Consider the following 25,492-nt stretch of genomic DNA (forward strand, 5'->3'; position numbering starts at 1 on the left):
ACGCAAGACGCAAACGTTTACTTTGTTAGGAAAAGGAGAATAACAGATTAGCGGTTATTTATGTTAATTAAATTACTTTACTGGAAACATTTTAATTAGCCTAAAAACTGACCGAGCAAAACAAAAAAAAGATGATCCATAGTGAATAAATCACTACCAACCATCCATTATTTATATAAGCAATGTTATAGCTAATCGTAATAAACCCAGTTTTATTAACTAATTACTACTCACTTTACTAAATGCCGCTTTTAATGCCGCGACCATTTCATCATTTTGTTTTTGTGTTAAGGTTGTCCCTTTTACCGCCATAAATTGCAGACTACTGCGATTATTCATATCGCCAACTTGTAATTTATAATCCCCTTTTGTCATGGTTGGATTATCGACGCCAATCGCTTGCCAATCACTATCACTCATACCATTAAAAGTGAGGGTAATTGATCCGGTCGAACGACTACGGTCACCAACTTGCATACCAATGCTTTCAAGCACAGAGGGTAATCTATCCCAAACAACATCATAAGGCGCACGTACAATGATTTGAGGTAAGCCACTGCTATCACTACCCGTTTGCACATCAATAATGGCATAACGACCTTGGGCACCAGAACTGGTTGTGGTACTACGTAGTTTATTTATTGAATCAATCAACTCATTTAACATTAAAATATTATAGCGCTGTATTTCTGCCTGATCGGTGATGCTCTCTTCACCCTGCTTTATACCTTCATTAGTTACCGTGATGACTATTTGATTATTTTGTGGGTTAAGCTGAATTTTCTGCCGGGTTTGTATCGCAATATCTTCATCTCCTCTCGGCCAGGTAATCCAATCTGTAATTAAGGAGTAGTCGGGATCATTTTTTTGCCTAACTTTAATCATTTTTTGTTGCAAAATAGCGTTAATTTGCGACCAAAGGGCGCTGTTTTCAGCTGTATTAGTTAAAAATAAGCGACTCGCTGTTAGGCTATTTTCAGTATGGGTATCACTAAGTAACGAAAGTGTTTGAATAGGAGGACGAATATCTAATGCTTTACCTACAGCGCCATTTTGATTAGCTGGCGGAATATCATATTCACCGTTTTGTAACGGTAACAATATACCTTGAGGGATCGTCAAATTTTTTAACGGGGGTGTATTTAAGTATGATTCGTCACCACTGACTTGACGCTTATAACGTTGATTGCTTGTGCAGGCTACCAAAAATATAGCGAGTGACAGCCCTGCAAGCTTAATAGCCTTTGATTTGTACAATATTGTTGCCATTAAATTTCCCTAAATTTTTTGTAAATCAGCGATCTTTAGCGCCTTTTGTACCGCTATCTGACCGGTCAGTGTTAATGGTGTCATCGGTAAGCGCAATGTATCAGAATTAATAAGTCCTAACTGATAGCAAGCCCATTTAACTGGAATCGGATTAGGCTCGATAAATAATTGATGATGCAATTCACTTAGTCGATAATTTAACTTATGCGCTTCGGCATACTTTTCTGATAATGCTAATTTGCATATTTCAGCCATTAATTTGGCGGCAATATTGGCTGTTACTGAAATTACTCCTTGCCCACCTAATTGCATAAATTCTAACGCAGTTGCATCATCACCGCTAAGCAAAATAAAATTTTCATCATTAATTAATCTGCGAATGCGATTCACACGACTTAAATCACCACTAGCTTCCTTAAGGGCAACAATATTACCTAACTTTGCTAATCTGGCAACTGTCTCGGGCAATAAATCACATCCGGTGCGCGAAGGAACATTGTATAAGATTTGCGGTAAATTTGTCTGTTCGGCAATGGCGTTAAAATGCTGATAAAGTCCTTCTTGTGAAGGTTTGTTATAGTAAGGTGTTACCGCCAAACAGGCAACAACCCCCGTTTTTTCCAAAGATTTAGTTAATGCAATAGCTTGTTTGGTAGCATTTGCGCCACTGCCTGCAATAATAGGAATTCTGCCATCAGCATACTCTAATGTCGTCAATACCACATCCAAGTGCTCGTTATGATCAAGTGTTGCTGATTCTCCAGTTGTGCCAATAGATACAATCGCGGTTGTGCCATTATTAACATGATAATCAATCAGTTTTTTCAGACTGGGTTTATCTATTTGCCCTTTTATATCCATTGGGGTAACAATCGCAGCAAGACTGCCACGCAAAAAATTCCGATATTTAATAGAATTATTAACCATAACCTTTTTCCTAAATGAGACATTAAAATTATGGTACTTTTTCAGTCTAAAGAAAAAAACCTTCTTACTACACAAAATTTAATGAAACTTATTAATAACCACTCTGTTTTAAGAAAAATAAATAATGATTATCATTCTATTTCCAGTTTATTTTTCTCGCTCAATTTATTATTTTATCAGCAAATAAATCTTTTAAAATTAAAAAATCAGCAAAAATGTGATCATTTCATTCCATTAAATATCATTTTATCACTACTCAGTATGTAAACTTATTATATTGATATATTTGTTTTTTTATCTTGGCAGGAACTTTTTTTTATGGTTACCATAAGATATTCAGAAATCATAAATTTATAAGGAAAACGACTTGCCACATAGTGAACAACAATCAATCATTATTATTGTACTTGTTGCAGATCATCTAGGTAAGATTAATACCGTTATCCAACTGGTCAGCAAATGTCAATGTAATATTGAAGATAGCTGTATGGCTATATTTGGCAAACAATTCTTCTTTATTATGATGTTATCAGATAGCAAGCAATCAATTTCTTTAATAGAAGCAATGTTGCTTAAGCATGATACTGAATTAAAATTATTATCTATTATGCAAAAAACCACTTCTGGCGTTTATAAAGAATATTTTTCAATAATAATTGCCAATGTTATTGTTAATGTCGCTCCCGCTATAGTTGAACAATTTACTTGTTTATTTATCACTCATAACTTCAACCTAACCAAACTGGTTGCAAAAATACAACCAGCGACAAACAAATATGATCAACAACTTGAAATTCATATGAATGCCCAAAGTTTTATTAGTGATAATGAGTGAATTAACAAAATAGATTTAAACAAATTGTGCACAAAATTAAATGTACAATTAGCATTATCAGCAAATCGCAATAACATATAGAATTAAACGGAGAGAATCTAATGAGCCCATTGAAAGCCGGTGATAAGGCCCCCCAATTTAGCCTTCCTGACCAAGATGGCGAAATAATCAATTTATCTGATTATCTTGGTCAACGAATTTTGATTTATTTTTATCCTAAAGCAATGACTCCCGGCTGTACAATACAAGCTTGTGGATTACGTGACGAAATGGATAAATTAAAACAAATGGGTGTTGAAGTTTTTGGTATAAGTACTGATAAAGCAGAAAAGTTATTACGTTTCACTGAAAAAGAGATGCTAAATTTTACATTACTATCGGATCACAAGCACGAGGTAGCGGAAAAATTCGGTGTATGGGGAGCAAAGCAATTTATGGGAAAAACGTTTGATGGCATTCATCGCATCAGTTTTCTGATTAATGCAAAAGGTGAGATTGAACATGTGTTTGACAAATTCAAAACCAGTGATCATCACCAAATTATACTGAATTATCTTAATACTCATCCGTGATTAAAATCGATTGTTAATTGCCCCTGCCTGTTTTGGTGGCAATTAACAATTAAAAAATTATTTTTCAGTTACTAGATTATCTTCTGGCCACACATGACATGCATAACGGCTTTAATTAAAGTAGCCAATGGAATGGCAAAAAATACCCCCCAAAAAAACCAAAGCCCACCAAATACTACAACAGATAAAATAATAACTAACGGATGCAAATTAACCGCTTCAGAGAATAAAATGGGCACCACAATAAGTTGCCATCAAGCCCTTGAACAATTAAATAAGCGATTAGTAAAGTCCCAAAGTCAGGTCCAATACCCCATTGAAAAAGAGCAACTAAAACTACTTGGATGGTAACTACCACAGCACCAATATAGGGGGATCAAAACAGAAATACCAACTAGTACTGACAAAAATAGCGAGTAGCGTAAACCTAAAAAAACAAACGCGATATGAAGTACAGATACCAACAATAACAATTTCAATAACTTTACCAAGGATATAGTTAGTGATCTGTTTGTTCATTTCCTGCCAAACTTGTCCGACTAATAACCGATCACGAGGTAAAATACGCTGCAATCCACGTATCATTCTAGTTTTATCTTTCAGTAAAAAAATACCATCAGCGGTACTAAAACCAGATATATTACTATGGTAATAATACCAATTGACATACTATCCTAGTAAAGTTTGCTATCATAAAAAATATCATTTAACAATATAATCAATCGTAAGGGATACTTCCGGTTTATGAATACAAAATTTACTAAACCACTCATTACTCTTGTAATAACAATAATGTTAGCAGTTCCTATGAAGCCTGTTTATACCGCTATTGAAGATAATTTGCCCGATATTGGTACCACAGCAGGTGGTACACTAACTATTGATCAAGAGATCATTATCGGTGACGCACTAATACGCCAATTACGTGCTAGCATACCACTTATTTACGATCCCTTGTTAAATCAATATATTAATCATCTTGGCATGCGCTTAGTAAAAAATACCCACTCAGTAAAAACTCCGTTCCATTTTTACCTGATAAATAATCCTAATATTAATGCTTACGCTTATTTTGGTGGTAACGTCGTTCTCCATTCTGCCCTGTTTCGTTATAGCCAAAATGAAAGTCAGCTGGCCTCAGTGATCGCCCATGAAATTTCTCATGTAACACAAAGACATCTTGCCCGTATGCTAGAAGATCGTGAACGGAATGCACCATTAGCCTGGATAGGCGCCATTGGTTCAGCACTGTTAGTGATGGCTAATCCACAAGCAGGTATTGCGACACTGACAGGAACATTAGCTGGTGTGCAACAAGGTATAATAAGCTTTACTCAATCTAACGAGCAAGAAGCTGACCGAATTGGTATACAGATTTTACGTCGCGCCGGATTCGATCCGCGCGCCATGTCTGATTTTATGCAAATTTCAGCCGAGCAGAGCCATTATATGTCAAAACTACCTGAGATGCTATTAACCCATCCACTACCAGATAGTCGTTTAGCGGATGCACTAAATCGTTCAAATCAATATCCGAAAGTGAATCTCCCACCATCGTTGAATTTTATGCTGGCTCGGGTACGCATTCTTGCCATGTGTACAGACGGGCAAAAACCGGTTCTTGAACAAATTTTATCTCAGTATAGCCAAGGTGATACTAAAGAAAGAATGGCGGCTGATTATGGTCATGCGCTACAGCTTAATGAAGATAAAAAATATCAGGCTGCTGGCAATATTGTACACTTACTTTTGGCTAAGCAACCTGCTAATCCCTGGTTTATTGATCTAATGACCTATATAGATATAGGGTCAAATCAACCACTAAAGGCTATTTCTCGTTTACAAAATGCACTAACCAAAACACCAAATGACCCAATTCTACAAATTGATCTGGCAAATGCCTATATTGCTAATAATCAGTATGATCAAGGCAGTCAATTATTGCGTAAATACACCTTCGATAACCCCAATGACTTAAATGGTTGGACTTTGTTGGCAGAAGTTTCAGCTAAGCAAGGTAAGCGTAGTGAACAGTTAGCAGCTTATGCTGAAGGCATGGCTTTGCGTGGTAATTATGGTACTGCCATTCAATATCTTACCGATGCCAGTCGGCTAACAAAAACCGGTAGTTATGATCAAGCAAGATATGATGCCCGTATTGATACACTACGCCAGTTACAAACACGTGATAAACAATTACAAAAACGCTAAGGAAATTACCTTATGTCTCAACAAGTGACGATTTACCATAATCCTCGTTGTTCAAAAAGTCGACAGACCCTACAGCTATTAGAAGATATGGGGGTTAAACCACGCATCATTGAATATCTTAAAACACCTCCAAGTATCAATAGCTTGAAAACTTTACTTTCACAACTGGGTTTCACTGAACCGCGTCAATTAATGAGAAGCAACGAAACAATTTATCAAACAGCTCGTTATCAGATTATATATTACTGCAAGCAATTCATGATAACCCAATATTGATTGAGCGACCTATCGTTGTCGTTGATAACCATGCTCAGCTAGGACGGACGTCCACCAGAACAAGTAAAAAAGCTATTTAAATAATCCTGCATCTTTAAGAAGTAAAGTAAGTTTACCTCTTAAATTAAAGTTTAAGAATATCCTTAACAAAGGGAATAGTCAGTTTGCGTTGAGCAACAATCGAAGCATGATCTAACTCATCTAACATAGTAAATAATGTGCGGGTTTTCCTATCCAAACGCTTTAAAACAAAACGACTAACCTCTTCAGATAACTGGAAACCGCGTAATTTAGCGCGTAATTGCAGTGCCTGGATCTTATCTTCATCACTAAGTGGATGAAGTTTATAAATCTGTCCCCAATCAAGTCTGGATGCTAAATCAGGTAATGCTAAATCAATTAATCTAGGCGGCCTATCACCGGTTATCAATAAACAGCTTTTGCCGTTTTCCAAGATACGATTATATAAATTAAAAAGTGCTATTTCCCACTCTTCATCATCGGCAATACAATGAGCATTATCAATGCAAACCAGAGCTAAATGTTCCATACCGTCTAAAACATCAGGGACAAAATAGCTACGTTTATCCAGAGGAACATAACCAACTGCCTCGCCTTTTTGTGACAATTCACTACATGCAGCGTGTAATAAATGACTTTTTCCACTACCTTCTTGCTGAGACCAAAAATAAATATAGCTGCTATGGGATTGGTTAATAGCAGATTTGATAGCCGCTAATAAAATACCATTTTCGCCAGTAATAAAACTGGCAAAGGTTTCATCATCAGGCGTAGATAAAGGTAATGAAAGCTGCGACGGCGTATTCAGAAGCACCTCTTTCTGTATAGAGTAAGAAAACACATACAGCTTAACACAAAAGTTGTAATTAGATGAACTCAAACAATATCATCCGATGGAACTAATAATTTACCTACTATCCCAGTAAAAATTAGCTATTTTTTAATCGGCTCTACCGACTCAAGCTTAGTAGTTATATAAGTTTTTTCCGGACGAATAATATTAATCAGGCGAAAAACTAACGACATAATAATACGTAGTAGATCAGACTTGATCTGACAGTTACCGGTTATTTATACAGTACCTGTCAGGTTAAATTTGATTTAAATCTTTCTCTCTCCAAAGTTGTTTTCCATCGTGTAAAGTTGCCATAGGAGTTCGACCGCAACACATTTTTCCTTGACGAGTGCGTTGGTTATTATATTCCGCTAACCATTTATCTAAATCAGCTTGTAATTCATCTAAAGCCCTATAGATTTTCTTACGAAAAGCCACCTGATAGAACTCTGTAATACAGTTTTATGAAAGCGTTCACAAATCCCATTAGTTTGAGGTGAACGAGCTTTAGTTTTTGTGTGATCAATATCATTGATAGCGAGATAAAGTTGATAATCGTGATGTTCAACTTTACCACAATACTCACTGCCTCTGTCCGTCAGTATACGTAACACTGGTAACCCATGCTGGGAATAAAAAGGGAGAACCTTGTCATTTAATAAATCTGCCGCCGTTATCGCGCTTTTTGTTGTGTAAAGCTTACAATGAACGACTTTACTGTAAGTATCAATGTAAGTTTGTTGATAAACACGATCTGACAGGATAATTCCTTCTGTTGCGATTTTATCTTCAAGCGTTTTTAGGCGTTTTGTAAAATTTTCGAGATTATGGCGCAGCTAAATAGAGCGAACGCCACTCCCCGAAACAAAAATGCCTTTTTTTCTTAGTTCATTACTACTGCGGTGTTGACCGTGTGCAGGGTATTCAATCGCATACTCAACTACAGCGCTTTCAATCTGTTCATCTACTCTATTTTGATTAATTAAAGCGTCTATCCCACCATCGTTAACAAGTTCCTGGTAGCGATAAAACGTATCTCGGGATACCCCCATAATCTTACAGGCTTTTGAGACGTTATTAAGCTCTTCAGCGAGGTTAAGTAACCCGACTTTATGTTTGATGATAGGATTATTTGTTTGATACATAGAATTACCTTTTATTTAATTATCTAATGATGTTAATTAAAACCGGTAACGCTCTTTTTTAAATCAGAATTGTCAGATTAAGTTAAGACTAATACAGATTATTGAAGGTTTCATATTTTACGTCCTTACGATATTTTTGAATTCCCCCTTTTGATGGGGTTGGTCGGGCGCTCAAAACCGTCGTAAGTCGGCGGGCATATTTCCCTTTCGGGTATTGTATTAGCCTCACGCCCGATCATATCAAAATACTATGGACATAAAAAAACCACATGGCTTTCGAGTGTGGGAACCGCTTACGAAGGTGTTTTGAGCACCTAATTTAGAATATAGCGCATGATTTCTTCTTCCGTCAATGGTTATTTAAAAGGTCAATGGTTTATTATGCAGCTGCAATCTCGTTCATCATGACACCTAACAATCTAGGAAACTGGTTATCGTAGAAATGGGGTTGAGTCTGACGGGGATTATTAGGGTCAGTCAGATTTTTACCAAACTGTAGTCCTTTTTCCGTCAATGACCAAAATAGTTTTTCTTTGTCAGGATGTTTAGTACTTGGGCGCGATTTACGCTCGACGATTCCGAGAAGTTGTAACCGTTTAAAGCCAGATTGTGGACTATAAGGCTTTGTAGTGGCATACTAAATTTGGCCACCTAAGTTGAGGTGATATGCTTACCTCATAATTTTTATAGGTGCCGAAATGAGTAAAATAATTACTGCTGAATTTAAATGTGAAACCGCCAAATTAGTCCTTGACCAAAATTACACCTACCAGGAAGCCGCGAAAGGCATGAACGTCAGTCTTTCAGCGATTAGCCGGTGGGTAAGAGCCCTTCGTTTAGAACGTCAAGGGAAAACATCGCCTGGTCTGCCATTAACACCTGAACAAATTGAGTTCAGAGAAATGAAGAAAAAAATCCACCGGCTGGAAATGGAGAATGACATCTTAAAAAAGGCTACTGCGCTCTTAATGTCCGACTCACTGAAAAATTTTCGGTAGTTGAAAAGCTAAGAGTGCTTTATCCGGTGAAAACTTTGTGTCGTATTTTTAATGTTCACCGAAGCAGTTATCGCTATTGGTGTCGGCCTAAGGAGCCAGATATTGAGCGGACGATAAAACGTAGCCTAGTCAGCGAAGCGTGGAACGTTAGTGGCGGCTCTGCTGGCGCAAGGACTATCGCCACGATGGTTACCAATACACACAACGTGAAACTTGGGCGGTGGTTAGCGGGTAAGTTGATGAAAGAATTAATCATCGTCAGTTGCCAAGAGCGAAAACATAAATACAACCGCGGTGGAAATGAACGTATTGATATTCCAAATCTGCTCAATAGGCAGTTCGCTGTTACAAAGCCTGACCAGGGGTGCGGCGATGTAACCTATATTTGGACAGGCTCACGATGGGCCTATCTGGCTGTGGTATTGGATTTGTTCGCCCGAAAACCGGTGGGCTGGGCAATGTCATTTGCACCAGACTCAGAATTAACCGCCAAAGCACTACAAATGGCTTGGGAACTACGTGGGCATCCCAAACAGGTGATGTTCCATAGTGATCAGGGAAGTCATTATACCAGTCGTCAGTATAGGCAGGCATTGTGGCGTTATCAGATGACCCAAAGTATCAGTCGCAGAGGGAATTGTTGGGATAATAGTCCGATGGAACGATTCTTCCGTAGTCTGAAGACCGAATGGGTGCCAACGACTGGCTACCAAAGCTTTAGTACTGCTCAATCAGCCATTATTCGCTACATAACCCACTACTATAGCGATATAAGACCTCACTGGTATAACGGTGGATTAACGCCAAACTAATCAGAGCGACTGTTCCGTGAACAGTCAGGTAGGGTGGCCAATTTTAGTTGACCACTACACTTGCCATGCAGTAGTAAAAGCTCAGTAAAAGAGTGCGTCACTTCGCTTGAACCTGTTAAACTCCCTTCTGGTGCATCAACGGCGTAAGCGGGTAGTATATAGCTAGGCGACTTAATTTTGATTACAGCATATGTATTAAAAACAGGTCATCGATAGTGCATCCTGTTTCCATCTTTTTACGTTTAGCTTGAGACCATTTATGTTCTATAGGATTTAAATCTGGTGAATACACAGGCAAATATTCTATCTGGTGTCCTGCGTTTATAATTGCCTGTTCAATATTCTTACCTTTGTGAAAGCTAGCGTTGTCCATAAAAATAACAGAATTTTCAGGAAGTTCTGGGAGCAATATTTTTGTGATCCAAACATAAAAAACATCACGGTTAATATTGCAATCAAATAATCCGATAGCAAAAAGGGTTGCTCCCAATAAAGCGCCAATAACATTTGTTCTTCCCTTAGCACCCCAGTTTTTCAGGCCAAAACAACGGTGACCTTTTGGGGAATAGCCGTGAGTTCGTGGAGTGTCATGTGAAAAACCACTTTCATCAATAAAAACAACAGATTTATCTTTTTTTTCATACTGTTGTCTTTTTTGCTGATGTGCCAGCCTGTCGCTTTCGTTGGTTTTTGGATGGAATAGAGTTTTTTTTATAGGTTAATCCCAGCTTTTTAAGGGATTGCCAAATAGTCTTTTTACAAACACCGAATCGCTCTGCCCGTTCCTTTTGGTAAGCATCTGGATACTGTTCCACATCTTTTGCTAAAGCATTTTTATCGAGCTTCCTCTTACGTGGCGTTGAATTTTTTGGCTCTGGTCGTTTAAGCCAACGTACTAAAGACGCTTTTCCAATACGGAATTGTTTCGCAGTTTCTCGAATTGTTAAACCTTCGGCTTTCCTTACAGATATTACTTTACGTCGAAAATCAATTGTATAACTCATAACACACCTTGTAATCAAAATTAAGTCGCCTAGCTATATCCGGCATTCCAAGGGAAGATTGGAGTTTTTTCATCGCTCCCAACATGGCGGAAGGCGCAATACGTAGCTCTTGCTTATAAAAAGCGATCATGGCTAAACCAGCTTGTACTTTTTCGACAAGTATTCCGTTATTGCTTTTTACCGAATCACGAAATCGCTCATAAACCTGAACTTCAAAAGCGGGGTCTATCCATGCTGCATATCGAATGGCGATAATTTCAACTGCCCAGCTGCCAGATTCAAGTCCACCTTTGATGATGTTGACCGAAGCACTCTGCGATGCTTCGCTTACTTTTTGCGCAAAAGTGCTGATACCCTCGCTTCTCAGAAACACAGATGGCCGCTGAGACTCAGTTGCTTTACCTTGTGCAACTGCCACACGGTGTAAATCATTCAGACAATAACGCCCGAAAGCATCTTGACGGACAACGGTATTTTCAATAACAACTAATTTAGACATAAAAATATTTCTCCGTAATGAAACGAATTAAGGTATTAACGTGAAAGATTTTGCAGATTGAACCCTAAACCCGTTATACTTACCAAAAAGGAGGATTCCCTATGGGTCAGTTTGCATTTGATACACTACAAGCATCTGAAGAGCTTCAAACGGCTGGACTTACTAGTCAGCAAGCTAAAGCTATTTCACTTGTTGTACGTAGATCGCATGAAGTTGCGGATGTAGCGACCAAAGCTGATATTGTTGAGGTAAATCGCAATATTGCTGATGTTCGTAAAGACTTATCTGCTGAAATAGCTGATGTTCGTAAAGACTTATCTGCTGAAATAGCTGATGTTCGCAAAGATATGGCTGCTCGTTTTGAGAAGAACGAAGCTCAGATACAAGCACGTTTTGAAAAAACTGACGCTCAGATAGCCTTAATTCGTAAGGATGTTGAACATATTGCTACAGGACTACTTTTAAAGCTGGGTAGTGTGATAGTTTTGACTATCGGTGCTGCAACAGCAATACTCAAATTCTTCTAGTCCCTATGTTGCAGGTTCAAATCCTGCACAGCCCGCCAATTTCACGGTATATCTTCATCAGTCTTAAATTCTCTTTTTTAAGACGCTTATTTTCTTTTGTTAAGTTAAGCACTGTATAATTTCTTTCAAAGTTCTTGTTTCCATGTCGTCGTCATTCCATATATCAATGCTACTTAAGTATTTTGCATCGCTCAAATGACGACTACCATTAGTAATCCCAACCAGATTACCCATATTGGGATGCTTTGCCGTTACAATGCGTGGATTGTCCAATCTCATTATGTGTACTCCTTGTTAACATTTGCTGAAAAGTTAGGACGTGTGCCAAGTGCCTCTTGGTGTCCGATTACAGTCATTACGGACGGGTAAACGCAATCAAACTATATTTAGCTATTTGAAAGATAATTTATAGTATGTTGACTGTCCCACGAGCGCATAGCCGCATTCACACATCCTAAAACTGATTAATTGCCTGATGATTTAGCCACCAGGTGGGAGTGTGTTAGTCTTAACTTAATCCGACAATTCTGATTTAAAAAAGAGCGTTACCGGTTTTAATTAACATCATTAGATAATTAAATAAAAGGTAATTCTATGTATCAAACAAATAATCCTATCATCAAACATAAAGTCGGGTTACTTAACCTCGCTGAAGAGCTTAGTATAGCTAGGCGACTTAATTTTGATTACAAGGTGTGTTATGAGTTATACAATTGATTTTCGACGTAAAGTAATATCTGTAAGGAAAGCCGAAGGTTTAACAATTCGAGAAACTGCGAAACAATTCCGTATTGGAAAAGCGTCTTTAGTACGTTGGCTTAAACGACCAGAGCCAAAAAATTCAACGCCACGTAAGAGGAAGCTCGATAAAAATGCTTTAGCAAAAGATGTGGAACAGTATCCAGATGCTTACCAAAAGGAACGGGCAGAGCGATTCGGTGTTTGTAAAAAGACTATTTGGCAATCCCTTAAAAAGCTGGGATTAACCTATAAAAAAAACTCTATTCCATCCAAAAACCAACGAAAGCGACAGGCTGGCACATCAGCAAAAAAGACAACAGTATGAAAAAAAAGATAAATCTGTTGTTTTTATTGATGAAAGTGGTTTTTCACATGACACTCCACGAACTCACGGCTATTCCCCAAAAGGTCACCGTTGTTTTGGCCTGAAAAACTGGGGTGCTAAGGGAAGAACAAATGTTATTGGCGCTTTATTGGGAACAACCCTTTTTGCTATCGGATTATTTGATTGCAATATTAATCGTGATGTTTTTTATGTTTGGATCACAAAAATATTGCTCCCAGAACTTCCTGAAAATTCTGTTATTTTTATGGACAACGCTAGCTTTCACAAAGGTAAGAATATTGAACAGGCAATTATAAACGCAGGACACCAGATAGAATATTTGCCTGTGTATTCACCAGATTTAAATCCTATAGAACATAAATGGTCTCAAGCTAAACGTAAAAAGATGGAAACAGGATGCACTATCGATGACCTGTTTTTAATACATATGCTGTAATCAAAATTAAGTCGCCTAGCTATAACGTCTCAAAAGCCTGTAAGATTATGGGGGTATCCCGAGATACGTTTTATCGCTACCAGGAACTTGTTAACGATGGTGGGATAGACGCTTTAATTAATCAAAATCGACGGGTGCCTAACGTAAAAAATAGAGTAGATGAACAGATTGAAAGCGCTGTAGTCGAGTATGCGATTGAATACCCTGCACACGGTCAACACCGCAGTAGTAATGAACTAAGAAAAAAAGGCATTTTTGTTTCGGGGAGTGGCGTTCGCTCTATTTGGCTGCGCCATAATCTCGAAAATTTTACAAAACGCCTAAAAGCGCTTGAAGATAAAATCGCAACAGAAGGAATTATCCTGTCAGAATCACAAATCAGTGCTCTAGAAAAGAAAGCGCAAGATGATGAAGCCTGTGGTGAGATTGAAACAGCGCATCCAGGTTATCTGGGTTCACAAGATACTTTTTATGTCGGTCATTTAAAAGGCGTTGGTCGTGTTTATCAACAAACTTACATTGATACTTACAGTAAAGTCGTTCATTGTAAGCTTTACACAACAAAAAGCGCGATAACGGCGGCAGATTTATTAAATGACAAGGTTCTCCCTTTTTATTCCCAGCATGGGTTACCGGTGTTACGTATACTGACGGACAGAGGCAGTGAGTATTGTGGTAAAGTTGAACATCACGATTATCAACTTTATCTCGCTATCAATGATATTGATCATACAAAAACTAAAGCTCGTTCACCTCAAACTAATGGGATTTGTGAACGCTTTCATAAAACTGTATTACAAGAGTTCTATCAGGTGGCTTTTCGTAAGAAAATCTATAGGGCTTTAAATGAATTACAAGCTGATTTAGATAAATGGTTAGCGGAATATAATAACCAACGCACTCATCAAGGAAAAATGTGTTGCGGTCGAACTCCTATGGCAACTTTACACGATGGAAAACAACTTTGGAGAGAGAAAGATTTAAATCAAATTTAGCCTGACAGGTACTGTATAAATAACCGGTAACTGTCAGATTAAGTCTGAGCTACTACAGCCTGAAAAGCTTTAACTTGAATAGACAACTCTTCGTTCTTCGCTTTCTGAACTTCAGCTTGCCCTTGCATCAATACCCCTTGAGCGGCTACAAGTTCAGCATTAGGTTGTTGGGCTTGCTGTTGAGCCTGATCAACAACTTGGGCTTCTTCTGCATTACGAGGCTTAACAACGCCTTGAGTTAATAACTGCTTGCGATTGTAATCTTTGAACTCGTCGAGCCCTTCCCCGTCCATATTGTCTAGAATAATCCCCTGAACAACTGCACGCATTGGGTCTTGCGGTAACATTCCAGCCAACAGATTAGTCAGAACTGAAACAGTAGCATCACGTCTCGCGGTATAAGATGGCCCCACATCAACGGTGACATCATAACGACCCGTCGATAAGTCATTCATCGCTACCACTTTTCCTGTCTGCTTATCTTTGATGGCAACCGACATTAACGCTATATCATCAGTGCCATCATCATTAACAATACGGACTTCTCTGTCTGAACCATAGACTTCACGTGCCATCGATAACCAAACTTCACCTGCTCGCTTAAGACTTTTGGCCATGTTATCAAGGTAAATAAATGAGGACATATAGTTAGGCGACTTAATTTTGATTACAGCATATGTATTAAAAACAGGTCATCGATAGTGCATCCTGTTTCCATCTTTTTACGTTTAGCTTGAGACCATTTATGTTCTATAGGATTTAAATCTGGTGAATACACAGGCAAATATTCTATCTGGTGTCCTGCGTTTATAATTGCCTGTTCAATATTCTTACCTTTGTGAAAGCTAGCGTTGTCCATAAAAATAACAGAATTTTCAGGAAGTTCTGGGAGCAATATTTTTGTGATCCAAACATAAAAAACATCACGATTAATATTGCAATCAAATAATCCGATAGCAAAAAGGGTTGTTCCCAATAAAGCGCCAATAACATTTGTTCTTCCCTTAGCACCCCAGTTTTTCAGGCCAAAACAACGGTGACCTTTTGGGGAATAGCCGTGAGTTCGTGGAGTGTCATGTGAAAAACCACTTTCATCAATAAAAACAACAGATTTATCTTTTTTTTCATACTGTTGTCTTTTTTGCTGATGTGCCAGCCTGTCGCTTTCGTTGGTTTTTGGATGGAATAGAGTTTTTTTTATAGGTTAATCCCAGCTTTTTAAGGGATTGCCAAATAGTCTTTTTACAAACACCGAATCGCTCTGCCCGTTCCTTTTGGTAAGCATCTGGATACTGTTCCACATCTTTTGCTAAAGCATTTTTATCGAGCTTCCTCTTACGTGGCGTTGAATTTTTTGGCTCTGGTCGTTTAAGCCAACGTACTAAAGACGCTTTTCCAATACGGAATTGTTTCGCAGTTTCTCGAATTGTTAAACCTTCGGCTTTCCTTACAGATATTACTTTACGTCGAAAATCAATTGTATAACTCATAACACACCTTGTAATCAAAATTAAGTCGCCTAGCTATATCAGAACGATGCATCAGATTATTAACCGTCTCTTTAGCTATATTGCTTGGCATTTGTTGCATAGCCTGACTTGAACCGGTTACTTCTTGAATATCACTACTAGTTTGTTGTAATAATGCCGCCATTGCCTGATTGAGTGGCTGCGGTTGGGTGTATCCTATTGGCGTTGGTGGAGCAATAATATTGCCTTGTTTGTCAACAATCTCATTTAATAAGCGTGTTGCTTAATAGTGAAATAAGGGTATTGGTGATTGAAGTAAATTTTAGGCTGTTCTGAGATGGAAATTCCAAAGACCGGCACTAAGGAGTAAAAAGGTATCATCAATAAAGGGTCTACGATTCCGTAAAATTTGGGTCATACAACCGAGGCGCTTGATACCCGCGATGGCGTGTTCAACCGTAATACGGATGCCCGAGATTATTTTATTTTCTTGTTTTTGTTCAGGCGATAAAGGTCTTTTTCGAGTTCCTTTTTTTGGGATTTGTGTATTAGGATGCTGTTTATCTATACCTTGAAAACCGGTATCGGCCCAGATGGTTACCTCAGGGGGAATATGGCGAATTATATCGACTTTATCGAGTAAGCGTTTATCGTGACGGCGCCCATTTTTGATCATGGGGATAAATCCAATTTTCCTCGTTTCGTCAGTCATAATAAGCCCTTTTCGAGTGGTCTGTCTTTTCTTTCCCGAATACATTTTTTTTCGCCGACGCAGATTCTTAGGCTTTTGGACAGGTCGCTCTGTCCCATCAATAAAGACGTCTTTAACTCCAGGAAAGGCGCGAAAAAATTCCTCAGCAGAGCGAATTTGACGAGCGGGCAAAACACATTCTCGCCCCAAGGTCATCTCTAAAACCGGCAATAATATTTTTACCCAGCGACATACCCGTGTTCTATCTAAACCAAAAAGAAGTCCTTGCAAATCATAGGTCGGATAACATTTTAAATACAATAAAATAAAAAGCAGTTTATCTAATGGGGTTGGGATAAATCCTTTCTGCCCTGCACCCATCTGCCGCTCGTGATCTTTTCGATTCTTTTTCCGATAAATCAAATAACAAGCTGAAAATTCAGCGGCTAAATTTTTCAATTCTTCGACTGATAATCCAATGATTGCTTTACATAAACGATTATCTCGTAACAACCGCTCTTTGTTGATCATTTCAAACCGTTATTTTCTAAGTTAAACCTCTTTTTATTGTCTATAGCGTGACAAAAAATGCAAGTCTCTATTCAGCAACTATTTTAATGGTAAAAAAGCGGGTCTGTCCTTATTTCTAGTTTCCCAATATTTCTCCAGTTTTTTTATCTGACTTTTACCAACAATCGGAATTGAGCCCGTATCCTGAGTCGCAGAATCTGCCAGCATCGACACTTGTAAGTTATACAATCGTTGTGCATCCATGGCTTTTGCTATATGCCCCTCAACTCGCTCAATATCATCGATAAACCACCGCTTACCATAGACTGGAATTAACGGAATATGATCACCTGGTATTCGTTGAGCTTTCTCGAGGAATCCATCACCATCAATCACTGAGACATAAACACGTTTGCGCTTTATGGTTCGCCGAGCTTCCTCAATAAAGCCTATGTCTTCAAGATCATCCTGAACAAGTTGAAGTTGATCACTGTCATAGGTGACTTTTTCATTAGTGAAGGGATTTCTAAAACTAATAACATCGACGGATTCTTTTTTTACTTCATAATACTTGGCAATATAAACAATATCATTATCAAACCACTTATAATCCCAAGTTCTCTCAATTCTGCTATCTAACGTCGACGGATCTTTATTGTATTCAGTTTTGTATTTATCAACTGACAGTGAATACATACAGAAAGCCCATTCAGCATCAGACTTATCATATTTCTTTGCGTCAGGATCAAACCAAACGGAGCGGGCAGGATCATATATTGGCTCCAAGCAAATACGCTGTCTTTCATCCATGGGTTCAAGTTCATTGACTAAATTTGTCGTCAGCCTGAAACAACCAAATCCACCTGTCGCTGCATCATCGAATGCATTATCACATGCCTCACCACCGTCGGTTTCTTCGTAATCAGCACGAAATAAGCCATTTAATTTATTGGCTAATTCTTCGCTAGCTTCCTTGTCACCAGGCCTAAATTTCACCGTAATTCGATTATTGCGATATTCGCTAATGATTCTGTTTAATTCATTAGATATTTTATTGATTTCAAATTTGGGATATTTCTCAAAATGTTTTTTTACTTCAGAGCCAGCGGCCGTTGCACCTTCCCATTGCCCACCAGGAACTCGCGCAAATCTTGTCGCCTCAATACATTTACTTCTTACTTCTCCTTGCGATGAATGCGCACGGTCAAATCTGAGCATAATTTGCTCATGTCTTTTATGTAATGTTTCAGCCATAATTACCAACTAGAAGATGAGGGAACGAATATTTCAGTGTCTTCTTTTAAACGAATGGGATTAGCAAATGACATCATGAGGGTATCAGCCATATTGGGTGATTTTATTCCTTTTGATCTCATCTCCTCTTTGCTAATCAATTGGATTAATCGATTACCCGCGGTGCGTTTTCGTTGTTGTTTAACCAATTCAGACTTAAGTTGTGATAGTTTTTTTATTTTTGATGATAGACTTATCAACTCATCCGGATCAATATATTCTCTCTTTTTTACTGCTCGCCAAGTTTTATAAAATCGGTCAGCTAAATAGACCCAATATTGCGCGCGTTTATTTCTAAACGTATCACGGTTAGTTCTGTCATCATTATTTGTTGATGAAATATATTCACCATTCCCTGGAACATATATTTCATTAGGATAATCAGGAGAATCACCAGCGCCAAAGCCAGTTACAACCATCTTATTACCATCGTTACTCTGTCTTAGATGAGTTTTTACTGTACCCGCACCTAAACCAATGTTGTCATAAATAAAATCATCAGCTCGATAGTCAAATGCTTCATCAAAAGCCCTAATAGTTGCATCTGCCACATCACCTTCTGACCAACTCACACAATCCTCAACAAGAACGCCATAGCGTTTTGATAATGCTTTTTCATCCTGACCAGAATCGGCAGGGTCAAAGGTAACAACACGAATGCCTCTTGGCCTAAGTCCTAACTTGATGTGAGTATCGATCGCAGCATCCACCCACTCAGGCTGAATTAATGCATCATCATAATTAGCATCACACTCGCCACCGTAAACATGAAGCCATTTTTTATAGTTTTCACGTTTCATCTTCTCAGCATCATTTTTGAGTTCTTCTGGTAACCAAGGATTATCCAGATAACTCACTTTACCGACATATATTTCATCATCTTCGTAATAGCCTTGAACATCAATTATTTCCTTGTAAGGCTTAACGAAACGCTTATATACAGCGCCATCTTCTTCTGCCGGATTAAATGAAAACCACAGCTCAGAACCTGACTTACGGATGGTTGGAATAAGTATATCAAGACTTTTTTCGGATACTGTTTCAGCCTCTTCTACCCATGCAACATCAAAATCATGCTTTGACTTGATAGAAGCAATATTACGTGCTAACTGTCCATATTTGAAAATAGAATCATTGATACCTTTAAGGCAATTATCAAGAATACGAAACCGATTTTGTAACCTCAGCGTTTCTACCTCTGCTTGTAAAACAGCGTGTACAGAATCTTCTATAGAATTCATAAATTCACGCAAACACAAAAATCTGCGCCTATTAATCGATGCTGTTATTAATGCTATCTTAGCAAAAGAAAGCGTTTTCATGCCGCCACGACCACCAAAGTAAACTTTTATGCGTTTCGGTTTAAACATTGGCGCGAACTTTTCACTAATTTGCACCTTCACTTATAGTCATTCCTATAAATTCAATACTAATTTTGTTGTCCGTTTCAATTGCGCCGCCATTTTTACCTGACAATTCAGTTTCTTGCTTGTCAGCATATCCATGTTTACTTAACATCAATTTGGCAATAGTAGGATTGAATTCCCCTTTCAAACCAGAATTTAGCAATTTATTTTCTTGCAATGCGAGAATTCCTTCAACGATGTCCGAAAATTCAACATTTGTTGATGACCATTCATAAATTGTCGATCGAGAAATATTGAGATAACAAGCTAAACCAGCGATATTAGGCACAACATCCCCTACTGTTTTATATTCGCCCATTAAATAGGCCTTGGCCTTTTCAAGACTCATGGCTAACTTACTTGGGCGTCCAATTTTCTTTTTGCTCACCATAAGTTACTCTCTAGGTTTACTGGAAAAGGAGTAAAGCCTCTTTCCCTTTTTGAATTGACTTTTGCGCACGGGCGACAGGTGTACTTTCTGCGCCGGATTCGTGCCATAAATCCTTAAATATCTCAAATTTCAGCTTCTCGTCTTTCACAAAATCGATGGTGATTTGTGCTGCTGCTGTATCAAGTAATACCAATCTTAAAATATCAAGACGCACTTGTTGTTCTGCGGTTATTTCTTTCATCATTTCACCTATTTATTTCGAATTAATATTTATGTTTAGCCGCACTCATCGCCCATCGCTTAGCCTGATTGAGACAATCCGCTATCATCTTGCCTCTTCTACTAGCTGGCTGTTTGCGATAATAGCGGATGGCTTCACGGGTGGCTAAGCTGGCGACAGAGGTAGAAAAGCCGAGCTTGATTAACTCGGCCTTGACATTGGTTTCAATGAATTGCTCAGGAGTCATCCTTCTAACCTCATGCTCCCACCAATTAAATCAAGGGAGATTTGAGATAACTCCATTACTGTTTTTTCAGCTTTTTTAAGAATGGGTAAATCATCTTGACGCTTACGTAATCGACGACCAGCATCCGAAGAGTCTTTATCAGACTCTTTTCTGGCTGTAGCAACAATATTTTGTAATTGCTCAATAGTAAAAGCTAATCCTTTATTTTCTTCCAACTCCGTCATGTAGTCATAGATTTTAGCCTGTAACTCATAGCTGTAGCTCATTGCCATTAGACAGGCTTCACGTTTTGGAAATCGGTAAATTTTTCGAATAGACTGGGCACCGTTTCCAGTGGTGAAAATATCATCAGCTAAAAATTTAGCAGATGTTTCTCCAAGAACTTTGGGTACTTTTGCCATAAAATTATTGTGCTGTAATTTACGATATTTTTTGCAAGGAAACGTTAATGCTTCTGCTTCCGCTTTTGATTTCCGGTCAGCATTAATGTAATCCACCATTTCCAGACTGGTCATTGTTGGCATTTCTGTTACTAAAAAATTGTCATTTTTAGTTGTTACTAATTTCATCGTACTTTTCCTTATAGAAAATCGAACCTGCGCGCACAGAACAGCCGCCCACAGAAAAGCACCATTTTAAACGGCGTTCTTCAGGCTCGACTTTCTATAAGGTTCTGTGTTTTATTGATGCGCGTGCGTGGCGCTGAGATTGTTAAGATTTGAACGTGCCAATGACCGATTCAGTGACACTGTGTTTTGATGTACTGCTGTAGATATTCCGTCTGCTTTTCGTTCTCAGCTATCATCGCTCTGAGACGGAAATAATCTTCTCGAGCTGCCTTACTAAGTTGTGGGGTGGCTTCATTATGTCGGCTCTGGGTGGTAGCGGTTTTGGGTATTGGACACACGGCATTGACGTGCAACTGCTTAGTGCCAGCACGAACAGCATCATTGAGCTTAGCAATTTCAGCTTTGGCATTATTTAATTTCTCCGTGTGTTGAATATCGAGTTGGTGCAAAGAATCAATCTTTTGCTGCTGTAATTTCACGGCTTCAATTTGTGCGCGATATTGCTGTTTTAACGTTTGGTAATCTTGCTTGACGATTTGGTAACGAAAGTTGATGAAAATGAGTGATAAAATCAATGCAGCAACAATCACTACGATAAATGTGTAAGGTCGCCATAACATATTACGCTCTCAATTTCCCGACGGGTAATTAGCCCTTTCCAAACTTCGCCTTTCACATAAACCCACCGCTTCATCTCATCACATGCCCCTTTTCGGTCATTGTCGTTGAGCTTTTTGAGCAAGGTCGATTTGGCAAAATTGCCCACGCCCACGTTATAAGCAAATGAGTAAAGGGCTGCCTGTGTTAGCGTGTTGATATTGACCTTAATCAACGGGTCAACATAACGTTTAACGGCTTTTAAATCGTCATTAAGCCACTTATCGCAGTCTTCTTGCGTGTACATCCGGTTACGCACAATATCCTTGCCTGTATGACCATAACAAACAGAGAGTACACCACCTCCATCGAAGTAAGGTTTAAATTTTAATCCTTCAAAATGCGTTATCATCGTTGAGGCTAAAAACAACGCACTACCACCCGTTGCCATCAATATTTTTTTCGGTATTTTCATACTGACGCTCTTTGAGTTTGTACTCCTTTTTGCGGTAGTACACGTTGATAAAGAATGTCCCTATCGTGCAGACAATACCGACTACGGCTACCCACTGCTCAAGGGTGAAGAAACCCCAAATAGTGGTCATAATGCCCCAAAGGTAGGCGGTGGGTGTTGAGTATTTTTCAGACATGCGCATATACCCTCCCGTTGAGGGTTCCATTGCTTTGAATTAAACAGGGCGCCAAACCGCCTTACTCGTTTAGGTTTCTGGCTTTGTGAGTATGGCGGGGGCGTAAATGAAAAAAGCCACATTAAGTGGCTTAATTAAAATTAAAAGTTACTGTGATTTAATGAGTTTTAAGTCATTACTTCGGTATTGCTTTTGTACTTGATAGAAATTTTCATGAGAGCCTAAATTTAAAAGATATAATTCTATTTTATCTTCCAACCAACAATAACCAAGCAATGTTAACTGTTTATTGAGTTGAAATTTATGCACCCTAAGGAAACTTAAATCACCCCTTTTTTGCTCGCCAATTTTTGGATTATCTAATATTTTTTGAATCTCGTCTTCTACCAAAGAAAGAAGCTGATCGGGTAATTTACTTAATGCTTTTGTGAAACGCCTTGTTTCGTAAACATTAATCTTCTGACTTTTTTGTCCTTCTGACATATTGCGACACCTTACCGTTATCGACTTCATTTTTAGCCAGCAAAGAATCAAGAATAAAAGCGTACGGTAAATCCGGATTGTCTTCAGCCATCCGACCAATCTTAGCCCAATGTTCAATCTGCTTTGGCACACTTCTACTGAAAGTGAGTGCATGACTCTTCACTTCGCTTACGAAGTCATCATCTAAACGTATACTTGTAGCCATTTCTTATTTCCTCTGTGATTGTACTACACGCGGGCGAGACGCATACTCAATAGTGAGCAAATTAAGATTACGTCATTTTGTTGCATTTAGCAACATATAAATGCAAAATCAAAGGATGAAAATCCGAATTTCAGCAAAATCAAAAAATAAACCCCACGCTTTCACATGGGGCTATGCACTACTGCCTTATTTATAGCTAGGCGACTTAATTTTGATTACAGCATATGTATTAAAAACAGGTCATCGATAGTGCATCCTGTTTCCATCTTTTTACGTTTAGCTTGAGACCATTTATGTTCTATAGGATTTAAATCTGGTGAATACACAGGCAAATATTCTATCTGGTGTCCTGCGTTTATAATTGCCTGTTCAATATTCTTACCTTTGTGAAAGCTAGCGTTGTCCATAAAAATAACAGAATTTTCAGGAAGTTCTGGGAGCAATATTTTTGTGATCCAAACATAAAAAACATCACGATTAATATTGCAATCAAATAATCCGATAGCAAAAAGGGTTGTTCCCAATAAAGCGCCAATAACATTTGTTCTTCCCTTAGCACCCCAGTTTTTCAGGCCAAAACAACGGTGACCTTTTGGGGAATAGCCGTGAGTTCGTGGAGTGTCATGTGAAAAACCACTTTCATCAATAAAAACAACAGATTTATCTTTTTTTTCATACTGTTGTCTTTTTTGCTGATGTGCCAGCCTGTCGCTTTCGTTGGTTTTTGGATGGAATAGAGTTTTTTTTATAGGTTAATCCCAGCTTTTTAAGGGATTGCCAAATAGTCTTTTTACAAACACCGAATCGCTCTGCCCGTTCCTTTTGGTAAGCATCTGGATACTGTTCCACATCTTTTGCTAAAGCATTTTTATCGAGCTTCCTCTTACGTGGCGTTGAATTTTTTGGCTCTGGTCGTTTAAGCCAACGTACTAAAGACGCTTTTCCAATACGGAATTGTTTCGCAGTTTCTCGAATTGTTAAACCTTCGGCTTTCCTTACAGATATTACTTTACGTCGAAAATCAATTGTATAACTCATAACACACCTTGTAATCAAAATTAAGTCGCCTAGCTATACCTTATATACCATACGAGCTTATAAAAAGTAGTGCGCTAGCAAGATATAATTATTTCGTTAATAACACAATAAAAAACCCCGCAAAAAGCGAGGCTCTATGATTTTTTATATAACTGTATCAGCTTACCTTAAAATTATTGGCCATTTATCCATTAAAGTCAAGTCATAATTTGGTAAAATTAACCACTTTAGCCACAGAGTTTTGATTTTTCATGACAGTTAATAGCGGATTGTGTATTAAATACAAACTGGCATTGAAAATATCATCAATCTCCCTTCTGCATGTTCTAGGTGATGGTCTTTTCCATCTTCCCCCCGCCCTGGTCATCATCCTTCTGGGTTTCGCTATTTTGTGATAATAGTTGGCTATGCTTAATTTTGACTTTCCGTAAACGTAATAACTTAATAGAATCTGGTAGGCTTTCTCATCAATACGCATAACAGCATCAACCACTTGAGAAATGAGCAATCCTTCATCATCGTTACACATTGGCCTCGAAGGTATCACTTCCCCTTTCGCCTTTTGCATGAATCGCCAGATGATATTGAATTGCCATTTATCAAGTTCTCCTGAGCATACCCACGCCCCCCACAACTCAAGCCAACCATTTACCCAGTCATACTGTGCTTTTGTTAATTCCAGCGACTTAACCGCCCTCATCTGTCCTCCGGCAATAAAATATGAATAGAGGCATGGTTTCAATGCCCTGCGTTGAATAGTAATGGTGGTTTCTTGATTATTTGATTTCCCAAATGGTGATAATTAATTTTCCGCCCTTAACGATTTCCTTTCGCTCAACGTGCAACACATCTATCTGAGAATCATCAACTATCAAACTGCCATGACAAAGTGCATCAATCGGTGCTTTCATCAGGTTATAGCTAGGCGACTTAATTTTGATTACAAGGTGTGTTATGAGTTATACAATTGATTTTCGACGTAAAGTAATATCTGTAAGGAAAGCCGAAGGTTTAACAATTCGAGAAACTGCGAAACAATTCCGTATTGGAAAAGCGTCTTTAGTACGTTGGCTTAAACGACCAGAGCCAAAAAATTCAACGCCACGTAAGAGGAAGCTCGATAAAAATGCTTTAGCAAAAGATGTGGAACAGTATCCAGATGCTTACCAAAAGGAACGGGCAGAGCGATTCGGTGTTTGTAAAAAGACTATTTGGCAATCCCTTAAAAAGCTGGGATTAACCTATAAAAAAAAACTCTATTCCATCCAAAAACC

The 25,492-nt window shown here is 38.4% G+C and carries 32 protein-coding genes and 8 pseudogenes; 11 read left to right on the forward strand and 29 right to left on the reverse strand.

What is annotated here, in order from left to right:
• Window positions 1–219: 219 nt before the first annotated feature.
• The gene (gene bamC / locus AYJ55_RS15330; RefSeq protein WP_063657157.1) at window positions 220–1,269 is read right to left on the reverse strand and encodes an outer membrane protein assembly factor BamC; all 1,050 of its coding nucleotides are present in this window, start codon (window positions 1,267–1,269) and stop codon (window positions 220–222) included.
• Window positions 1,270–1,278: 9 nt separating this feature from the next.
• Entirely contained in the window at window positions 1,279–2,196 is a 918-nt protein-coding gene (gene dapA / locus AYJ55_RS15335) for a 4-hydroxy-tetrahydrodipicolinate synthase (RefSeq protein ID WP_063657158.1), read from the reverse strand.
• A 367-nt stretch (window positions 2,197–2,563) separates the two neighbouring features.
• Here dapA and AYJ55_RS15340 point away from each other — a divergent pair, with 367 nt between their 5' ends.
• Both AYJ55_RS15340 and bcp read left to right on the forward strand, forming a co-directional pair.
• Window positions 2,564–3,031: an ACT domain-containing protein gene (locus AYJ55_RS15340; protein ID WP_187153286.1), complete on the forward strand. Its 468-nt coding sequence runs from the start codon at window positions 2,564–2,566 to the stop codon at window positions 3,029–3,031.
• Window positions 3,032–3,132: 101 nt separating this feature from the next.
• Entirely contained in the window at window positions 3,133–3,603 is a 471-nt protein-coding gene (bcp, locus tag AYJ55_RS15345; protein ID WP_063657159.1) for a thioredoxin-dependent thiol peroxidase, read from the forward strand.
• Between the two features lie 71 nt (window positions 3,604–3,674).
• On the opposite strand, the pseudogene AYJ55_RS15350 reads toward bcp, so the two are convergent.
• Window positions 3,675–4,265: pseudogene (locus AYJ55_RS15350) on the reverse strand (AI-2E family transporter); the annotation flags it as partial.
• Window positions 4,266–4,347: 82 nt separating this feature from the next.
• Here AYJ55_RS15350 and bepA point away from each other — a divergent pair.
• Window positions 4,348–5,814, forward strand: coding sequence for a beta-barrel assembly-enhancing protease (gene bepA / locus AYJ55_RS15355; RefSeq protein ID WP_063657160.1), 1,467 nt, complete (start codon window positions 4,348–4,350; stop codon window positions 5,812–5,814).
• Window positions 5,815–5,826: 12 nt separating this feature from the next.
• Window positions 5,827–6,170, forward strand: a pseudogene (arsC, locus tag AYJ55_RS15360) (arsenate reductase (glutaredoxin)).
• A gap of 44 nt (window positions 6,171–6,214) precedes the next feature.
• Here the strand turns inward: arsC and hda are convergent.
• Both hda and AYJ55_RS15370 read right to left on the reverse strand, forming a co-directional pair.
• Complete coding sequence (hda, locus tag AYJ55_RS15365) at window positions 6,215–6,925, reverse strand: DnaA inactivator Hda (protein WP_222703519.1); 711 nt, start codon at window positions 6,923–6,925, stop codon at window positions 6,215–6,217.
• A gap of 276 nt (window positions 6,926–7,201) precedes the next feature.
• Window positions 7,202–8,091: pseudogene (locus AYJ55_RS15370) on the reverse strand (helix-turn-helix domain-containing protein).
• Between the two features lie 698 nt (window positions 8,092–8,789).
• Between AYJ55_RS15370 and AYJ55_RS15380 the strand changes: the two are divergent.
• Window positions 8,790–9,901, forward strand: a protein-coding gene (locus AYJ55_RS15380; protein WP_162505620.1) for an IS3 family transposase whose coding sequence is annotated in 2 segments (ribosomal slippage) — window positions 8,790–9,045 and window positions 9,045–9,901 — 1,113 coding nt in all. Because the reading frame shifts where the segments join, the coding sequence is not laid out codon by codon here.
• 181 nt (window positions 9,902–10,082) lie between these two features.
• Here AYJ55_RS15380 and AYJ55_RS15385 read toward each other — a convergent pair.
• The 3 genes from AYJ55_RS15385 to AYJ55_RS15395 are packed head-to-tail and all read right to left on the reverse strand — an operon-like array spanning window position 10,083 to window position 11,404.
• The gene (locus tag AYJ55_RS15385; protein WP_342668181.1) at window positions 10,083–10,616 is read right to left on the reverse strand and encodes an IS630 family transposase; all 534 of its coding nucleotides are present in this window, start codon (window positions 10,614–10,616) and stop codon (window positions 10,083–10,085) included.
• Complete coding sequence (locus AYJ55_RS15390; protein WP_063653415.1) at window positions 10,540–10,905, reverse strand: IS630 transposase-related protein; 366 nt, start codon at window positions 10,903–10,905, stop codon at window positions 10,540–10,542. Before AYJ55_RS15390 ends, AYJ55_RS15385 begins: the two co-directional genes overlap by 77 nt.
• Window positions 10,889–11,404 carry a KilA-N domain-containing protein gene (locus AYJ55_RS15395; RefSeq protein ID WP_245677387.1) on the reverse strand — a complete coding sequence of 172 codons (516 nt, stop codon included), beginning with the start codon at window positions 11,402–11,404 and terminating at the stop codon, window positions 10,889–10,891. The genes AYJ55_RS15390 and AYJ55_RS15395 overlap by 17 nt, the downstream gene beginning before the upstream one ends.
• A gap of 101 nt (window positions 11,405–11,505) precedes the next feature.
• Here AYJ55_RS15395 and AYJ55_RS15400 point away from each other — a divergent pair, with 101 nt between their 5' ends.
• Window positions 11,506–11,931, forward strand: coding sequence for a hypothetical protein (locus AYJ55_RS15400; RefSeq protein ID WP_063657163.1), 426 nt, complete (start codon window positions 11,506–11,508; stop codon window positions 11,929–11,931).
• 99 nt (window positions 11,932–12,030) lie between these two features.
• Here the strand turns inward: AYJ55_RS15400 and AYJ55_RS30900 are convergent, their stop codons facing one another.
• Complete coding sequence (locus AYJ55_RS30900) at window positions 12,031–12,210, reverse strand: hypothetical protein (RefSeq protein WP_063657164.1); 180 nt, start codon at window positions 12,208–12,210, stop codon at window positions 12,031–12,033.
• A 315-nt stretch (window positions 12,211–12,525) separates the two neighbouring features.
• On the opposite strand from AYJ55_RS30900, the gene AYJ55_RS34705 reads away from it, so the two are divergent.
• The 4 genes and pseudogenes from AYJ55_RS34705 to AYJ55_RS15420 all read left to right on the forward strand — a co-directional run.
• Window positions 12,526–12,648, forward strand: a complete 123-nt coding sequence (locus tag AYJ55_RS34705) for a hypothetical protein (protein WP_281181157.1) — start codon at window positions 12,526–12,528, stop codon at window positions 12,646–12,648.
• A complete protein-coding gene (locus AYJ55_RS15410) occupies window positions 12,632–12,997 on the forward strand; it encodes an IS630 transposase-related protein (protein ID WP_063653415.1) in 366 nt (121 codons plus the stop codon). Before AYJ55_RS34705 ends, AYJ55_RS15410 begins: the two co-directional genes overlap by 17 nt.
• Window positions 12,966–13,454 carry an IS630 family transposase gene (locus AYJ55_RS15415; RefSeq protein WP_063653499.1) on the forward strand — a complete coding sequence of 163 codons (489 nt, stop codon included), beginning with the start codon at window positions 12,966–12,968 and terminating at the stop codon, window positions 13,452–13,454. The genes AYJ55_RS15410 and AYJ55_RS15415 overlap by 32 nt, the downstream gene beginning before the upstream one ends.
• Before the next feature lie 23 nt (window positions 13,455–13,477).
• A pseudogene (locus tag AYJ55_RS15420) lies at window positions 13,478–14,449 on the forward strand (IS481 family transposase); the annotation flags it as partial.
• Between the two features lie 56 nt (window positions 14,450–14,505).
• Here the strand turns inward: AYJ55_RS15420 and AYJ55_RS15425 are convergent.
• From AYJ55_RS15425 to AYJ55_RS34710, 20 genes and pseudogenes are all read right to left on the reverse strand, one after another.
• Window positions 14,506–15,093 (reverse strand): annotated as a pseudogene (locus AYJ55_RS15425) (portal protein); the annotation flags it as partial.
• 23 nt (window positions 15,094–15,116) lie between these two features.
• A complete protein-coding gene (locus AYJ55_RS15430) occupies window positions 15,117–15,650 on the reverse strand; it encodes an IS630 family transposase (protein WP_162505291.1) in 534 nt (177 codons plus the stop codon).
• Window positions 15,574–15,939: an IS630 transposase-related protein gene (locus tag AYJ55_RS15435; RefSeq protein WP_063653415.1), complete on the reverse strand. Its 366-nt coding sequence runs from the start codon at window positions 15,937–15,939 to the stop codon at window positions 15,574–15,576. Before AYJ55_RS15435 ends, AYJ55_RS15430 begins: the two co-directional genes overlap by 77 nt.
• Window positions 15,940–15,952: 13 nt before the next feature.
• Window positions 15,953–16,189, reverse strand: a pseudogene (locus AYJ55_RS29325) (portal protein); the annotation flags it as partial.
• A gap of 51 nt (window positions 16,190–16,240) precedes the next feature.
• Window positions 16,241–17,140 carry a transposase family protein gene (locus AYJ55_RS15445; RefSeq protein WP_063653812.1) on the reverse strand — a complete coding sequence of 300 codons (900 nt, stop codon included), beginning with the start codon at window positions 17,138–17,140 and terminating at the stop codon, window positions 16,241–16,243.
• 81 nt (window positions 17,141–17,221) lie between these two features.
• Window positions 17,222–18,373: pseudogene (locus AYJ55_RS15450) on the reverse strand (portal protein); the annotation flags it as partial.
• Window positions 18,374–18,375: 2 nt separating this feature from the next.
• Complete coding sequence (locus AYJ55_RS15455; protein WP_245677389.1) at window positions 18,376–19,815, reverse strand: PBSX family phage terminase large subunit; 1,440 nt, start codon at window positions 19,813–19,815, stop codon at window positions 18,376–18,378.
• On the reverse strand, window positions 19,799–20,209 hold the full coding sequence (locus tag AYJ55_RS15460) for a DNA-packaging protein (RefSeq protein ID WP_063657169.1): 411 nt from the start codon (window positions 20,207–20,209) through the stop codon (window positions 19,799–19,801). The genes AYJ55_RS15455 and AYJ55_RS15460 overlap by 17 nt, the downstream gene beginning before the upstream one ends.
• 16 nt (window positions 20,210–20,225) lie before the next feature.
• Window positions 20,226–20,450 carry a DUF2560 family protein gene (locus AYJ55_RS15465; protein ID WP_063657170.1) on the reverse strand — a complete coding sequence of 75 codons (225 nt, stop codon included), beginning with the start codon at window positions 20,448–20,450 and terminating at the stop codon, window positions 20,226–20,228.
• A 22-nt stretch (window positions 20,451–20,472) separates the two neighbouring features.
• Window positions 20,473–20,676 carry a hypothetical protein gene (locus AYJ55_RS15470; protein ID WP_063657171.1) on the reverse strand — a complete coding sequence of 68 codons (204 nt, stop codon included), beginning with the start codon at window positions 20,674–20,676 and terminating at the stop codon, window positions 20,473–20,475.
• Window positions 20,673–21,245, reverse strand: coding sequence for a hypothetical protein (locus AYJ55_RS15475; protein ID WP_063657172.1), 573 nt, complete (start codon window positions 21,243–21,245; stop codon window positions 20,673–20,675). Before AYJ55_RS15475 ends, AYJ55_RS15470 begins: the two co-directional genes overlap by 4 nt.
• 170 nt (window positions 21,246–21,415) lie before the next feature.
• Window positions 21,416–21,865 (reverse strand): lysis protein, encoded by a 450-nt coding sequence (locus AYJ55_RS15480; RefSeq protein WP_063657173.1) that lies wholly within the window; start codon window positions 21,863–21,865, stop codon window positions 21,416–21,418.
• Window positions 21,835–22,317, reverse strand: coding sequence for a lysozyme (locus AYJ55_RS15485; protein ID WP_063657174.1), 483 nt, complete (start codon window positions 22,315–22,317; stop codon window positions 21,835–21,837). Before AYJ55_RS15485 ends, AYJ55_RS15480 begins: the two co-directional genes overlap by 31 nt.
• Window positions 22,277–22,492, reverse strand: a complete 216-nt coding sequence (locus AYJ55_RS15490; protein ID WP_342668175.1) for a phage holin family protein — start codon at window positions 22,490–22,492, stop codon at window positions 22,277–22,279. The genes AYJ55_RS15485 and AYJ55_RS15490 overlap by 41 nt, the downstream gene beginning before the upstream one ends.
• A 147-nt stretch (window positions 22,493–22,639) precedes the next feature.
• Window positions 22,640–22,975 carry a type II toxin-antitoxin system RelE/ParE family toxin gene (locus tag AYJ55_RS15495; protein WP_063657176.1) on the reverse strand — a complete coding sequence of 112 codons (336 nt, stop codon included), beginning with the start codon at window positions 22,973–22,975 and terminating at the stop codon, window positions 22,640–22,642.
• Window positions 22,944–23,180: a TA system antitoxin ParD family protein gene (locus AYJ55_RS15500; RefSeq protein WP_063657177.1), complete on the reverse strand. Its 237-nt coding sequence runs from the start codon at window positions 23,178–23,180 to the stop codon at window positions 22,944–22,946. The genes AYJ55_RS15495 and AYJ55_RS15500 overlap by 32 nt, the downstream gene beginning before the upstream one ends.
• Window positions 23,181–23,395: 215 nt before the next feature.
• Window positions 23,396–23,929 carry an IS630 family transposase gene (locus AYJ55_RS15505; protein ID WP_162505291.1) on the reverse strand — a complete coding sequence of 178 codons (534 nt, stop codon included), beginning with the start codon at window positions 23,927–23,929 and terminating at the stop codon, window positions 23,396–23,398.
• Complete coding sequence (locus AYJ55_RS15510) at window positions 23,853–24,218, reverse strand: IS630 transposase-related protein (protein WP_063653415.1); 366 nt, start codon at window positions 24,216–24,218, stop codon at window positions 23,853–23,855. The genes AYJ55_RS15505 and AYJ55_RS15510 overlap by 77 nt, the downstream gene beginning before the upstream one ends.
• Before the next feature lie 202 nt (window positions 24,219–24,420).
• On the reverse strand, window positions 24,421–24,918 hold the full coding sequence (locus tag AYJ55_RS15515) for an antiterminator Q family protein (RefSeq protein WP_063657178.1): 498 nt from the start codon (window positions 24,916–24,918) through the stop codon (window positions 24,421–24,423).
• Between the two features lie 76 nt (window positions 24,919–24,994).
• Complete coding sequence (locus AYJ55_RS34710; protein ID WP_281181159.1) at window positions 24,995–25,129, reverse strand: RusA family crossover junction endodeoxyribonuclease; 135 nt, start codon at window positions 25,127–25,129, stop codon at window positions 24,995–24,997.
• Window positions 25,130–25,172: 43 nt separating this feature from the next.
• Between AYJ55_RS34710 and AYJ55_RS33355 the strand changes: the two are divergent.
• Window positions 25,173–25,490 (forward strand): annotated as a pseudogene (locus tag AYJ55_RS33355) (IS630 transposase-related protein); the annotation flags it as partial.
• Between the last annotated feature and the right edge of the window lie 2 nt (window positions 25,491–25,492).

It is taken from the genome of Candidatus Arsenophonus triatominarum (assembly GCF_001640365.1).
Taxonomy (GTDB): Bacteria; Pseudomonadota; Gammaproteobacteria; order Enterobacterales; family Enterobacteriaceae; genus Arsenophonus; species Arsenophonus triatominarum.